The following is a 13,914-nucleotide window of genomic DNA, read 5'->3' as shown; positions in this document are numbered from 1 at the left end:
GGACGATTATGATACGCGATACCGAATTAGTCGAATGGTTCAGAGAATCCACGCCTTACGTCAGCCTGCACCGTGATAAAACCTTTGTGATTATGCTGGACGGCGACACCATTGCCAGTAAAAATTTTATCAATATTATCAATGATATCAGCTTATTACACAGCTTAGGTATCAAATTGGTGGTGGTGTTCGGCGTGCGTCATCAGATTAACGAAGCCTTGCAAGCGCACGATATTACACCGGCTTATCACAAAAATATCCGTATCACCGATACGGAAACACTGGAGCTGGTGAAACAGGTGGTCGGCAAGCTGCAATTCGACATCAGCGCCCGTCTGTCGGTGCGCACGTTTAATGCCGGCAATCACAGCAATAACAGTATCAACGTGGTCAGCGGCAATTTTGTGATCGCACAGCCGATCGGTGTGGACGATGGAGTGGATTATCTGCTGAGCGGCAAAATCCGTCGTATCGACATCAAAGCGATTAAGCAGCAATTGGACAACGACGCCATTGTGCTGCTCGGCCCGATTGGTGCTTCGGTGACCGGTGAAAATTTCAATATGCCGTTTGAAGATATTGCCACCCAAGTGGCGATTAAACTCAATGCGGAAAAACTGATCGGCTTCTGCGCCGACGACGGTATCCGTGATGAAAACGGGGAGATTATCGCCGACCTGTTCCCGCAACGTGCCGCGGTTCATCTGCATGAGTTGATCGAAAACGGACATTATCACAGCTCGCAAGCCCGTTTCCTGCAAGCGGCAATTGATGTCAGCCGCGCCGGCATCAAGCGTTCGCACTTGCTCAGCTATGAAGAGGACGGCACACTGTTGCAGGAACTGTTCTCCCGTGACGGGATCGGTACGCAGGTATCGATGGAGAGTTCGGAAACGATTCGGATCGCCACTATTCAAGATATTGCCGGTTTGCTGACGTTGATTCAACCGTTCGAACAACAAGGGATTTTGGTCAAACGTTCGCGCGAACAGTTGGAAATGGAGATCGGCAATTACACCATTATCGAACGTGACGGCGTGGTGATCGCCTGCGCCGCCTTGAATGTGTATCCGGAAGAAAGCATGGCGGAAATGGCGTGCGTGGCGGTTCACCCCGATTACCGCAACTCCTCGCGCGGCGATATTTTGTTGGAAGAGCTACAAAAACGCGCCAGAAAATTGAAAATCAAGCGGCTATTTGTGCTGACCACCCGCACGGTGCATTGGTTTCAAGAGCGCGGATTTAAAATCGCCAATGTAGAAGATTTACCGCAAGACAAACGGGAACATTACAACTATCAACGCAAATCCAAGATTTTGATTCAAAATTTGCAGGAAAGTGAACCTCACCGCAGTGAGCGCAGCTAGCGTGTTTCTGCACCGCCACCCTTATCCGCCGTTTATTCCTGCCACTGCCGACAAGCTGATTGTCGGCACGTTGCCGCCGCCACGCTTTTCGCAAGGTTTGCTCAAACCCGATGATGTGGATTTTTGCTACGGCAGCCGCGACGGGCAGCTTTGGCTGATTTTGGGCAATATTTTCGGCATCGATTTCCGCTTTGAAAACAATCAAAGTGCGGTTCAACAACGGCAAGATTTTTTAATTCGGCATAACATTGGCATTTGCGATATGGTGCAACAGTGCCGACGTGCCAAAATCGATGCCTCCGATCTGGGTATGCAGCAGATCGAACTGCGCCCGCTACTGCAGTATTTAAGTGAGAATCCGCATCTCAAAACCCTGCTGTTCACCGGCGGCAACAGCAAAAACGGCCCGGAATACTTGTTCCGCCAGCATTTAAAAACTGTCGGTTTACACCTGAATTTAGTTGATGACAACATACCGCGCATTCATCAATTCGAATGGCAAAACCGCACTTTCACCACTGTTTCCCTCACCGCCCCCTCCGGCGCCGCCAACCGTGCCGTCGGTGCTCTGCCCGAATATAAAATGCTGAAAGCACAAAATCCCGATTTCAATACCATTGATTTCAGGGTGCGGCAGTACGCTCGATTTTTCAAGGCGGAATAAACAGAGAGCGGCGCATACTGGCAGCGCCTATATATAAGTGCGGTGAAAACCTATAAGTGCGGTAAAAAATGTGGCAGGGCAAGCTAAGGCTATTTTTTCAATAACCGCAACTCCTCTTTTTCCTGATTAAAAACCCGAATTTCAACCGGCGCTTTCCAGGTTTTATGTGAAATGGCAATCACACTGCCCCATTTGCCGATCTTCTCAAATGGGCCTTTAACCGAATATTCGCCGGTATTCACCTCCGGCGAAAACAGCAAAAACGTACTGATCGGCGTCGATTTAATATCTTCCAAGCCTAACAACGGCGTATTCGGTAACGCCCGATATTCGGGCGCTTTTTTCTTTTTATATTTAGCCAGCACTTTTTCGTCGGCGCTTTCTTGAATAATCGCATCAATAATCTTGGTTTCTTTATCACGCAACTTTTGATCCGCTTCGGATAACTGCTCTTCTGCCGCGTTATCGCTCGTCTCCACAGCCCCACTCGTCTCGCCTTTTTCGGTTTCAGGCAGGGTGACTTGAATACTGTTTTGCGGCGGCTGCTCACTGCCAAAAATCACAGGCCCGATATATTGCTGCACAATCGGCTCTTTGCCGTCCGACAGCACCAGCAAAGTGCGGTTGCCGAGGGTATCAAACTGCGCGGTATTGCCTTTCAACTGCCCGTTCACCGAATTTAGCAAGTCTTTCAGCGTTTGCGTTTCCGCCTGCTTAATCACAATCGGTTGCGCGGAATCGGCATTGTACGACAAATAGCCGACTTTCATCTGATCGGCAATTTTTTGCAACAAATAACCGACTTCACCGTTATAATTCACCGCAATTTTGGCATTTTCATAATATTGGTAATCCTTATCCTGTGCCGTGGCGTTGAATGAAAATACCCCTAACAACAATGCGCCCACTGCTGCGATTTTTGATTTGAATAACTGCATAATATCCTCTTGTGATTAATTTAATTAAAATTGAAACGTTGGTCGTCCGACCTCTTCCTCGAAGCCGATAATCTGTTTAAATACATTTAATAAGCCGACTTTATCATCCGCCCGATAATAGTTGGTATCGCCGACACAATTACGCCACGCCTGCTCCTGATCGGCGGTTTGCGTGTAACCGAACACCACAAACGCAATTCGGCTCGGTCTGGCACGAAAACGCGGATCTTGCAGGCTGTTCATGCGGTTGCGAATTTCGGTACACATTCCCCTTTCGATCAGTTTCTTGGTAATGTTGCGATAATTATATTCCCCCAAGGTATTATCTCCGGTCATCTCGTCTTGTCCGTCAGACAAAATCAGCAAAATCCGTTGGGTATTTTCCTTTATTTCATTAATATTCACATTGCTGTTCTTGCCCATCATCATATTTGCACCGATTAATGTACCGGAGCTGACCAACGTTGCACCGCTAGCCGACAGTCGGTTAAATTCGGATTTCAACACCGCTTTATCTTTCACTTCAAACCAGGCCTGCGTAGTGCTATGACTGCGGTTGGTAAACAAACACCAACTCCCTTTCGGATAATGTAACGGATATTGCTTTTGCTTACCGTCAAAATGGCGAATACTGTTGATTGTTTTATCATAGTCAATATAACTCGGAAAACTATTTAAAAAAGCCCCCACCTGCTTACGCTTGACTCTATCGACAATCGCGCGTGAATTTCCATCCGGCGTTTCTCCATTCCGTCCGTAAAAAGGGATCACACAATTTTCGGTATCGCCAAGCTGCTGTGCACCGACGGCAAAGGAAACAAATCCCAGCCGGTTATACGGGCTGGCTTTTGCCGGATTGGTATCAAGCAAAATATCGGAAATATCGCTCATCACCGATTTTAAAATGGTTAGTTTACTTTCCTCTCCACGGTAATAAGGTGCGCGCCGTTCTGTGGTGACCCAGTTCATCGAACTGGACAAATCAGTGACTACCATCACGTCCAGCGGAATCACCGAGGCTTGTTTAATCGCTGCAATGCCGCTGGAGCCGATCCGCTCTTCTTTGGCAAACGTGGTTTTGACATCATTTAAAAACAACCAAGACGGGCGTTTTACTTCGCCGTTTGCCCAACAAACAACCGGCGTATTGATAATATTGCCCTTTTCATCTTTCAATTGACGAAATGTGCAGTCGTAGTCGAAATCCTGAAAAAATTTCACATTCGGCATATATGCTCGAATATAGCCTTTGATCAGCTCTTGATCACGTTGATAAACTTTGCTGTTGCTAAAGAAAAAAGCATCTTTACTGAATTTGTTATCACTATAATTTTGATCCAGTTTATGTTCATCGGTTCGGTTCAGGTTATTCTCCGCCGCCAATGCCATCGTCGCCTGTTCCATGCTGTCCGCCAAACGGGCTTTGTCCAGCAATAAACCGCTGCCGTCCACCGCCAACGCCGTAATACTGAGCAAAATCACGCTCAGTAATCCGATCATAATCATATAGACGCCGCGCTGATCCTGCCAAAATGTGACAAGTTGTTTTTTACAAAAAGAGAATACGCCCACGAACAAAACTCCTGCTGATTTAACGGCTGACAGCCAATGAAGAAGAACGGATTCCTTCGGTTACCCTGTTTTCTTTATCCATGATCATCGCCCGAAACAAACTATGGGTTTCGGTGCACAACGTCACTTGATATAACGGAATCCTGCGTGTGTTTGAAATTTCCGAACGCGGGGATAAATTCGCCCGCTCCCGCAAGCTGACCGCCGGGCGGCAATTCGGATCGCCGATCGCCATCTTGCCGTTTTGCTCTTCGCCCCAACGTTCTAAATAAACACCGATTGCCCGATCCGAATTAATCATTAAACCGGCCAATTTTTTAAAATTAACCACATCTTCACTGTTAATTTCAGCATTTCCGCTATAAAACTGGGTTCTTTCGCGCAGGATATTCACCAAACTGTTACTGGTTCGATCCAGTTTGCCCATCGTTGAACGCAGCACGACCAAATCGACCATAAAGGCGAAAATGATCAACAGAAACATTGAGGCAAAAATAAACTCGATGCTGACCGAACCCCGATTATCATTAAAAAAGTGATGTTTGAAGCGATGCATTCCACAACCTGTTATTTTTCTGTTATTACAATAAACCATCGGAAACAAACGGAAATAAAGAGCGTTCATATTCCTGCACCACCACAATTTCGCGATGAAAAATCGGCGAAATCCACTTTTCCGGCACGAGAGGAATCCAAGAATGGTAATGATAATTAAACGAATAGCGCGCCAAACCGGCATCGGATCCGGTCGGAGAAATGATATTTCCCTGAGCATCAAATACCGGAGTTCGATACTGATTGCTTAACAACGCTTTTAAATCGTCGGCATATTCGGTTTTAATATCGAAACTGCCGCCGAAATTCAAAAATTGCCATGTTTTTTCCTGTTCCAATTTATTTGTGAAAATTTGCTGATAATCACCGCCGCGAACATAGCGGTTTTTGGCTTCGCGTGCGGCTTCACTCAGGGCATAATCTAAATATGCCGACAATAAACTGATCCGTGCCAACTCAAAAATCATACTTAACAATAAAATAAAAAACGGAATGGTTAACGCAAATTCAACGGTTGAAACGCCTTTGGCATTCCGGATAAATCGTCGTATGTTTTTCATATTTTCTTCAACAATTAGCAAGGTTTTTTATCGTTTGACTTTATCAGCATTTTTTTCTGTCTTTTGCAAAGCGATAATTAATTGATCCGGTGAAGTATTCAATTTTTCCTTTTGAATAATATCCTTCGCATAACTTAAATCACCGCTCTTGACCAAGGCAAAAACCAGATTATAAATCAGACGAGGTTCACGTTCGCCGTTTAAATATTGCGGCAATAATAAATTGACGGCATTTTTATATTGTTTATCCAAAATATTTAACATCGCTAAATTATTGATTGCCACACTGTCGGAAATAAACCGCTCCCTTGCCGACATAATGTCATGATAGGCTTGATCAAGATTGCCCAAATGCGCATAAGCAATGCCGCGCAGGTTATATGCCTGCCCGTCTTTGGCATTGATTTTCAAATAACTGTCCGCATGGGTAATCGCACGTTGATATTGATTGAGCTGAATGTCATTTTTAATGCGTAATAAAAAAACATCATGGCTCAATTTACGATTATTACTGGCGATTAACGGCTCTAAATAAAAATTCGAAGATTTACTGTCACCGTTATAATAATAACTTTCCGCCAGCTTATAACGGATCATCTCATTTTCGCCGTTTTTCAAAATCTCACGGTACAACGCAATCAAACCGCGATAGTCACCGCTGCTTTGCAAAAACGTCTCTTTTTCGCTAATCTGCTGTGCGCTATATTTTGATTTGCCTGAATTCCCAGCCGGATTAACACACCCAGCCACCATCAATACCAATACGCTGATTGAAATGATTTTTTTAAAGTACACTTGGAAAAACCCTCATAAAGCCCGGTGCAACAATCAGAATAATAATCGGCACCATAATGAAAATAATTAACGGGATACTCATTTTTGCCGATAACGTACCCAGTTTCTCTTCAATAATTAACAATTGCATTTCACGCAAATCGGCTGATAATTGAATCAAATGCGCATAAATCGAAGAACCGAAATTCAAACTCTGCTGCAGCACGGTACAGAACATTTTCACTTCCTGTGTCGGCAACGATTGCGCTAAGTCTTGCAGACCGGTTTCTAATCCGGTGACATCGGCTTTTCTAATCATGCGTAACATCACTATAGCCAAATCTTTGTTTAAACTGGAAAAATCGTTGGCGACATACTTAATCGACGCTTCAATACTCAGCCCGACCTGTAAATTCACCGCCACCAAATCAATAAAGCCGGGAAAGTCTTCCATCATTTTCTTTAAGCGGCCTTTGATCAACATACCGCCCAACATTGCCGGAAAAACAATAAAAAAGATCATAATCAACAGTCCGGGCAACAACAGATCCTCTGCCGTTTTTGCCTCGCCGGAAAAATAATACGCCGCCAATACCAATAAAATCAGGGAAAATTTCACTTTCACATTTTTATCCAAAATAAACAGAAAATTAATTAATCCATGATTTTTAGCGATGATATTTTCTATTTCCAACTGTTTTTTGGACTTTTTCGGTTCTTTTTTCTTTTTCTTGTTCTCTTGCTGCGGATAATTATCCTGCAACACAATCTGCATATTTTTACTGAAATCCCGCTTGGCAAAAAACGCCATAATCAGCACCAGCAGTCCGAAAACAATTAAAACCACATAAAAGGTCGCAAACGATATCAAGTTGATTTCCTCATTAACCACCACACAATAAATAAACCTAAAGATTCACTGCCGAGTACATAATAGAGCACGATTCTTCCGCTCGGATCATTAATGACAAAATCGAAATTCTCCGTCATAAAAAAGCGCATAAAGATAAAAAACGACAGCGGAATACAAGCAACGATCATCGCCGACATTCTGGCTTCCGATGTCATGGATTTTTTGCGTTGCTCCATTTTTTTACTGTCGGTGATCACTTTGCCCAAACGGGAGATCACCTCGCGAATTTGTCCGCCGCGTGCCAAATTCAGCTTAATGATCATAATAAAATAATAATATTCCTTATAAGGATAACGGGTATAACTGTCGGCAAAGACCGACGAAGCCTCTTCACCGATCGCCAAACGGCGGTAAATAGTTTGGAACTCACTGCCCAGCGGGCCGTGAATATTTTGCCCGCAACGTTCCAGCGCCTGTAAAAGTCCGGCGCCGGACGAAGTCGCTGACACAATAACCTGAATCACTTCCGGAAACGTGTTTTCAAAAATTTTCTTGCTTCTTTTATTGCCCAAAAACCAAACCGCAAAAATAAAAAGCAGTACGATCGAAATTAAAAACAGGTAAGTATTGGCTTTTAGAAATTTATCATTCAACAGCATCGAAATAAAAAACATAAAAAATAAAACGACGCTATGAATCGGAATATTTTTCGGCTTGCCGAAACTAAAATAAAACAGCCATTTTTTTACTTTAACGGAAACAGAATCCAACCAGCGGCTAAAAAAAGAGGCGGTATGATACTCTTTGATTGCTACGGTTTTTTTTACTTTAATCCAGTTAATTAAGGTAAATAACACCAATAATAAACCGAACAATAAAATCAGATAATATAAATTCATTCCCGCTGTCCGAAGATACTCTGTAATTCGTTACTTAAATTGAACACTTTGGCATTTTCCGCCACAATCGAACGGCTCAACAGACCGTGGCAAATAAAACGACCGGTAATTTTACCGTTCTCATCGCGGTGCTTGCTCGGCTCGTAACTGAAAATATCCTGCATCACGATTTGCCCGCTTTCCATGCCCATAATTTCAGTGATATTCACCACTTTACGCGACCCGTCGTTCAAGCGCGAAGCCTGAATGATCAAATTCACCGCCGAAGAAATATTGCGCCGAATCGCTTCCAGCGGCAACGCGGCACTTGCCATCATTACCATGCTTTCCAAACGGGCGGTGGCATCACGCGGACTATTGGCGTGCAAGGTTGACATTGAACCGTCATGGCCGGTATTCATCGCCTGCAACATTTGAAACGCTTCCGCCCCGCGGCACTCACCGACAATAATCCGCTCCGGCCGCATCCGCAGCGCATTGATCACCAAATCCTGCATCGTAATCTCGCCGGTATGTTCCACCCCTGCCAAACGGGTTTCCAAGCGCAAAACATGCGGCTGATCCAATTTCAGTTCGGCGGTATCCTCCAGCGTTAAGATCCGCTCGGTCGGCGAAATATAGCTGGAAAGGGCATTCAATAATGTGGTTTTGCCTGAGCCGGTACCGCCGGACACAATAATATTCACCCTCGAACGGGCGGCGATAATCAGAAAATTCGCCATTTCCAACGTCATCGAGCCGAAATTAACCAGTTCTTGCAGCGATTTTTTCGATTTGCTGAATTTACGAATGGAAATTGACGTACCGTCCAACGCAATCGGTTCGATCACCACATTCAAACGGCTGCCGTCCGGCAAACGGGAGTCCACCAACGGACGGCTGTCGTCGATCCGCCGTCCGACTTTTGCCACCATACGTTTGGCAATTTCGGTCAACTGGGTATTGTCAATAAAGCGTTTATCGGTTTTTTCCAAAATCCCGAAACGCTCCACCCATACATTTTCCGGACCGTTAACCAAAATATCATTGACGGTTTCATCTTCCATCAACTCGCGCAGCGGACCGTAGCCTTCGATCTCATCGACCACCGCTTCGGCCATAAAGCGAGCATCGGGCGCACTGAGATATTTTTCGCTCTCGCCGCTGATGCGGATAATATCCTGTAAGAATTGTTCGATTAATTTCTCTCGTTCGCCGCCGAAACTGTCCAATTTTTCAATATCGATGTTTTTCATCAATTCGGCGCGGAAAAAACGCTGTAGCTCGAAACTCAACATAATTTAATCCCGTCACTTGCCGCTTAAGGTGCGAAATAAAGAGACAAACAGGCTTTTGCGTTTTTTATGCTGTTTACTGCTCGCCCCCAACAAACGCTGCACCAAACCGGTCAACGCTTTTTTACCACTCTTGCCGATATCGACCGACAGCACTTTGCCTGATGTTTTTTTCAATAACGGAAATACCGTATCGACCGAGTGCCCCAGCAGGCGTTCGATATCGGTCGTCGCCATCAGTTTGGCGGTTTCCGCATTGTGATCATTAATGCAAATAAACACCCGCCGCGGTTTGGAATCCGCCTGCTGCGCTCGGTTGCACTCGTCCAAAAAACTTTTCGCCAACCGAATGGCATGCATTTTGCGTTCGATAACCAAGATAAAATTATTGCTCTCCTGCAAATACGTCGCATATTGCTCTTTTAGCGCCGAAAAGAGCGGTTTATCATGCAGAATAAAATTATATTTATCCAACGCCGTCTCTTTCAATTTGTTCAAATCGCCGCTGAACAGATCCAAAAAGTCGCTAAATTCCGTCACCTCGTTTTGAATCCGTTTGTCAAACAGCAGATCCAAATCTTGCGAACCGCGACTGTCTTGAGCCAACAGCACCGGGATTTTCTTATTCTCGGCAATCAGATTGGCCAAATGGGCGCTGATAAAACTGGCACCGACACCGCCTTTACAGGCCAAAACCGAAATATTGATGGTGGTGCGCACCCGTGGGATCGACAAACCGGACAGAATCTGTCTGACCATCTGCCCTTTTTGCGATTGAAGGTGAAAATACAACACACCACGGTTTAAAAATTGTTGCGCCGTGCTGATCGAATCACTGTCACCGACCAAACAGCACCACACCGCCTGCGGAATCAAGCCGTAAATCGCATTCACCGTGGATTCCACATCGTCAATCTGTTCAATATCAATGACAATGCCGGAAATTTTTTCAGCGTCAAAACTCAGTTTTTCGCTGCTGAAAAAATCCTGATTCATCTCTTTGACCACAGGCATGCCCTGCGTGCGCAACAATTGTGCAATTTCCGCACGGACATTTTCCCGTTGCGAGATGACCACGACGGCTTTTGCGCCGGGACTTAAAATCGTATTTGGATTGCCGGATAACAACATGCTCTTTTTTCCTATTTCTTATTCTTCTGTTTATTCTGTCGATTCGTTTTATCAGCGATACGCCGTCGGATTGTTCAGTTGCACCCTGTAATTATTGTTTTCAGCACAAAATTCATGCGGTTCGGAATAAAAATGCCGTTCCGCGGAACGAAGCCGACAAGTGTGCTTTGCCGCATCAAAACCGTGAATTTCAACATACAACGGATAAATATCACGTCGATACTGGCTTTTCGCCACAATGACCTGTTTATCGGCAACGTGCTTTTTGACAAAGGCTTTCTTTAAGATATTCGCCAGCTTCCGGCTTTTTGCGTCGGTCCACACAATATATACCTGCTTATCACTACGACTGCCCAGATCGCGCACCACCCGATTGACGACATTGCGCAATTCCGCGTCGCTGTTATTGATCGGAACATAGTGCTGAATGCGCAAACGTTCGCCGGCATACAGATCACTGCGGGTCGGTTCGACGGCGCTGTTTTTGGCAAACGCGCCTGAAACCGCACTTGCCGGCAAACTCCAGAAGATGAACAGTGCAAAGATAAAGGCAACTGCCGACAACCGCATTAAACGGTTGGTTTTGGTGATATCCATGTTCATTGAATAAATCCGCCTCTTTCTAAAAAGTTGGTTGCTAACGTTTTCTGAAATGTCTCTTTCATCGGTGTAACATTAAAAAAGCGCTCCAACGTGCCGGTACGTTCGAAGGTCGGATATTCAATCTGGTCACGACTGACCGGACGCACCGTATTGACCGTGGCGATAATCACCAACTCTTTATTCCGTCTTTCCGTTGTCGCATTACGGAAAAATGCACCTAAAATCGGAATATCTCCCAACACCGGCAACTTGTTAATCCCCTCGATATCTTCCGAGCTGAGCAATCCGCCTAAAATAAAACTTTCCCCGTCCGCCAGTTCAATCGTCGATTTCGAACGGCGGGTATTAAAATACGGCACATTACCGACCTCATAGTTATAAGAACCGGCAATAGTACTGACTTCCTGCCCTAAAATCATACGGATACGGTTATTTTTCTGGATCTTGGCACCGACCGCCAACTGCACCCCAAAATCCTTATAAGTAATCGTCGTACCGTCTTTATCTTTACTCGCAAACGGAATCTGTCCGCCGACCAATAAACTGGCGGTTTCACCGGAAATCATCGACACATTCGGTTCCGCCAAAATCCGTGCGTTCGATTGATTATTCAGCGCATTGATAAAGGCATTAAAACTGTTAGCATTAATTTTGCCGTAGTAACCGCCTCTGGCGGTATTAGCATTCGTCGTCAAACCGGTAAAACCGCCGATCACCGAGCCGCTTAAATTGCTCCAGTTGATGCCGATGCTTTCGGAAAAATCTTTATTCACTTCCACCACCGATAATTTGACATTGATTTGAGTGGTCTCCGAAAATTGTGAATGATCAACCACTCCGGCATATTCCACTTTGTCCAAAAACGGCACTTCTTCTTTCTCGCCGTTATACTTGATTTCCACCTTGCGCACTGTTTTATCTGCTCCCAATGCTTCGCCGACCACCCGATTGATCTCCTCGCGTTCCACTTCCGAATCGGCGTCGCCCTCAATCAAATAGGCTTTGCCCACTTGTTGCACCGACAATTTACTTTTGGGAAAACGGGCACGGATTTGTGCATTGGTATCGTTTAACTCATTAATTGAAGTTAACAAGGCATTGACGGTAATCGTATCTTTATTGATCACCTCACCGGCTTCGTTATACGCCCCGACTTCCGCCTTGCCCTCGCTTTTGGCATAAATGATATAGCTGTAATCGTCCAAAATTTCATAATCGGCAATTTCAGGATTCGAACCGAAAATCGTATCAATTTTCACTGCCGACTTAATCGTTTTGGTCTGCCCTGCTTCCAAAGTGAATTGCGCCGCCAATGCGGAAAAGCCGACCGACATCAACAAACTGAAAAGGAAAAACGGTTTTGCTGCCTTTTTGTTATATTTCTTAAACCCCATGATTAACCTCGTAATGCTCTAATCGCTGCGCCACGGCTGTTCAGTCGCGTTTCTGATTTGGCTTTCGGTAACGGAAACAACACTTTTTCCGACGGCAGACGCTGCAACGGAACCAATTGTTCGGTACTGATTTTCACACTGATATAACCGGCGTAATCTTTCTGAAAGGCACTGTTACCGGCTTGATTATCATCGGTAAAGCGTTCGATTTTCAGCACTTCCAAATTGGTTAACACTTCGTCCATACGCAAGTTATCTTTATTTTCACGCGATAACTGATAATTTTTATGACGGGCATACAGCGACACGCTTTCTCCTGCCGACAGTGAATCCAGCAAAAATTGGTGCTCCAAGCGGATATAAATCCGATAAGCCAACTGCCCCTGTTCCAGACTTTCAAGTAAAAAACGACTGTCCTGCGGAGCAATCAGCATATCGCTATTCAAACGCTGCTCCGCCACCACGTTCTGCGTTAACAGAAACCCTTCTAAAGACAAGGTGCTTTGATTTTCCAGCAATGACAACAGATCACTTTTCAGGGTGAGCAACCTATCCGAATCCGCCACATCGACTTTCATTTCAGTTAAATAGTAGTCGCCTTTGGTTAAAATCTGCCCTGCGGTCAATGCTTTGCTCGCTACCGCAACCATAATGGTTTTTTCTTCTTTAGGCTGTTCACTATCTGTCTGCACCGCACTTTCGCCGTTTTGCGGCACGGCTGCCGCCTGCTGATCACCGATGAAAAACAATCCGCCAAAACCGACAGCAATAATAATCAAGGAAATAACAAATAATATGCGATAATTCATTCCGCTAATCCTAATCTGTTTTGAAAAACTAATGCACTCCCCAGAGGGTCAATAAAAATCCGGCAGAAATCGCCACCCCATAAGGTAAACCATTTTCTTTAATTGAATGACGGAAAAAAATCCACCCGACAATAATCAACAGCAAGCCGACAATGGAGGTTAAAAATAAAAACGGTACAATATGGTTTGTCGGTGTTGCCAGCATTAACACGGAAATCAGTTTAATATCGCCGCCACCGATCACCCCGAAATAAAAAATCATAAAACCAATCACCAAACTGATCAGTGCGTTGCTGATAAACACGTCACCGTGAAATAAAAAACTAAATGGTACAATAAAAATCAGCAATGTTAGTACCGTTGAATTGCTAATAATCCGTTGGTTAATATCACTCCAACTTAAAATTATTAGCAATATCACTATCAATATTAACAAGATACTTTTGCTATATAAAAAAAATCCCATAATATTTTATAGATTAAGAATAGTGGTCACCATAAAGGGCTAAAAAATTTAGCCC

General features: G+C 44.6%; 15 protein-coding genes. 2 read left to right on the top strand and 13 right to left on the bottom strand.

Going from position 1 to position 13,914, the window contains the following annotated elements; all coding sequences use genetic code 11:
• Window positions 1–11 precede the first annotated feature (11 nt).
• Both argA and B8880_RS01390 read left to right on the top strand, forming a co-directional pair.
• Window positions 12–1,367 (top strand): amino-acid N-acetyltransferase, encoded by a 1,356-nt coding sequence (argA, locus tag B8880_RS01395; protein WP_084255671.1) that lies wholly within the window; start codon window positions 12–14, stop codon window positions 1,365–1,367.
• Window positions 1,354–2,031, top strand: a complete 678-nt coding sequence (locus B8880_RS01390) for a hypothetical protein (protein WP_208610869.1) — start codon at window positions 1,354–1,356, stop codon at window positions 2,029–2,031. The genes argA and B8880_RS01390 overlap by 14 nt, the downstream gene beginning before the upstream one ends.
• An 89-nt stretch (window positions 2,032–2,120) precedes the next feature.
• On the opposite strand, the gene B8880_RS01385 is transcribed toward B8880_RS01390, so the two are convergent.
• The 13 genes from B8880_RS01385 to B8880_RS01325 all read right to left on the bottom strand — a co-directional run bounded on the left by B8880_RS01385 (window position 2,121) and on the right by B8880_RS01325 (window position 13,859).
• Window positions 2,121–2,969 carry a hypothetical protein gene (locus tag B8880_RS01385; protein ID WP_084255556.1) on the bottom strand — a complete coding sequence of 283 codons (849 nt, stop codon included), beginning with the start codon at window positions 2,967–2,969 and terminating at the stop codon, window positions 2,121–2,123.
• Window positions 2,970–2,993: 24 nt separating this feature from the next.
• Window positions 2,994–4,475: a Tad domain-containing protein gene (locus tag B8880_RS01380; protein WP_143933380.1), complete on the bottom strand. Its 1,482-nt coding sequence runs from the start codon at window positions 4,473–4,475 to the stop codon at window positions 2,994–2,996.
• Between the two features lie 85 nt (window positions 4,476–4,560).
• Window positions 4,561–5,097, bottom strand: a complete 537-nt coding sequence (gene tadF, locus B8880_RS01375) for a tight adherence pilus pseudopilin TadF (protein ID WP_244165584.1) — start codon at window positions 5,095–5,097, stop codon at window positions 4,561–4,563.
• A gap of 25 nt (window positions 5,098–5,122) precedes the next feature.
• Window positions 5,123–5,656 (bottom strand): TadE/TadG family type IV pilus assembly protein, encoded by a 534-nt coding sequence (locus B8880_RS01370; protein WP_084255550.1) that lies wholly within the window; start codon window positions 5,654–5,656, stop codon window positions 5,123–5,125.
• Between the two features lie 27 nt (window positions 5,657–5,683).
• Window positions 5,684–6,451: a tetratricopeptide repeat protein gene (locus B8880_RS01365; protein ID WP_418889039.1), complete on the bottom strand. Its 768-nt coding sequence runs from the start codon at window positions 6,449–6,451 to the stop codon at window positions 5,684–5,686.
• A complete protein-coding gene (locus tag B8880_RS01360; RefSeq protein WP_418889041.1) occupies window positions 6,441–7,298 on the bottom strand; it encodes a type II secretion system F family protein in 858 nt (285 codons plus the stop codon). The genes B8880_RS01365 and B8880_RS01360 overlap by 11 nt, the downstream gene beginning before the upstream one ends.
• Entirely contained in the window at window positions 7,298–8,182 is an 885-nt protein-coding gene (locus tag B8880_RS01355; protein ID WP_084255548.1) for a type II secretion system F family protein, read from the bottom strand. Before B8880_RS01355 ends, B8880_RS01360 begins: the two co-directional genes overlap by 1 nt.
• Complete coding sequence (locus tag B8880_RS01350; protein ID WP_084255546.1) at window positions 8,179–9,459, bottom strand: TadA family conjugal transfer-associated ATPase; 1,281 nt, start codon at window positions 9,457–9,459, stop codon at window positions 8,179–8,181. The genes B8880_RS01355 and B8880_RS01350 overlap by 4 nt, the downstream gene beginning before the upstream one ends.
• A gap of 12 nt (window positions 9,460–9,471) precedes the next feature.
• Entirely contained in the window at window positions 9,472–10,587 is a 1,116-nt protein-coding gene (locus tag B8880_RS01345; protein ID WP_084255544.1) for a CpaE/TadZ family protein, read from the bottom strand.
• 51 nt (window positions 10,588–10,638) lie between these two features.
• The gene (locus tag B8880_RS01340; protein ID WP_084255542.1) at window positions 10,639–11,190 is read right to left on the bottom strand and encodes a hypothetical protein; all 552 of its coding nucleotides are present in this window, start codon (window positions 11,188–11,190) and stop codon (window positions 10,639–10,641) included.
• Window positions 11,187–12,584 carry a type II and III secretion system protein family protein gene (locus B8880_RS01335; RefSeq protein WP_084255540.1) on the bottom strand — a complete coding sequence of 466 codons (1,398 nt, stop codon included), beginning with the start codon at window positions 12,582–12,584 and terminating at the stop codon, window positions 11,187–11,189. The genes B8880_RS01340 and B8880_RS01335 overlap by 4 nt, the downstream gene beginning before the upstream one ends.
• A gap of 2 nt (window positions 12,585–12,586) precedes the next feature.
• Complete coding sequence (locus B8880_RS01330) at window positions 12,587–13,393, bottom strand: CpaB family protein (RefSeq protein WP_084255538.1); 807 nt, start codon at window positions 13,391–13,393, stop codon at window positions 12,587–12,589.
• A 28-nt stretch (window positions 13,394–13,421) separates the two neighbouring features.
• Window positions 13,422–13,859: an A24 family peptidase gene (locus B8880_RS01325; protein WP_084255536.1), complete on the bottom strand. Its 438-nt coding sequence runs from the start codon at window positions 13,857–13,859 to the stop codon at window positions 13,422–13,424.
• Window positions 13,860–13,914 lie beyond the last annotated feature (55 nt).

The organism is Pasteurella testudinis DSM 23072, assembly GCF_900176075.1.
GTDB classification, from domain to species: domain Bacteria; phylum Pseudomonadota; class Gammaproteobacteria; order Enterobacterales; family Pasteurellaceae; genus Chelonobacter; species Chelonobacter testudinis.
This window is presented reverse-complemented; position numbering and strand designations above follow the sequence as displayed.